The sequence below is a fragment of the Streptomyces sp. WM6378 genome, assembly GCF_001279695.1.
Classification (GTDB): Bacteria; Actinomycetota; Actinomycetes; order Streptomycetales; family Streptomycetaceae; genus Streptomyces.
Map to the genome: position 1 here is coordinate 1 of NZ_LGDD01000259.1, position 232 is coordinate 232.

Genomic DNA, 232 nt, shown 5'->3' on the forward strand with positions numbered 1-232 from the left:
CCGGATGATCTCCCGCACCTCGGCCGCCGCCTTGTTCCAGCGCAGCTCCTTGCCGTGGTACTCGTCCGAGACACCATCGGCGGTGAACTCCGCCATCGCGGCCTTCACGGCGCGGTCGCGGTCGGTCAGCACGCGCTCCAAATGGCCGACGATCCCGGCGAGACCGCCCTGCACCTCGGTGGAGGCGCCGGTGTCGTAGCTGAGCCGGTCCAGATTCTGACCCATGATCCTG

1 protein-coding gene is annotated in these 232 nt (G+C 68.5%); it reads right to left on the reverse strand.

What is annotated here, in order from left to right:
* A partial coding sequence (locus ADK54_RS20505) for a pore-forming ESAT-6 family protein (protein ID WP_053726527.1) occupies window positions 1-225 on the reverse strand: 225 nt, incomplete at its 3' end.
* Window positions 226-232: the final 7 nt, after the last annotated feature.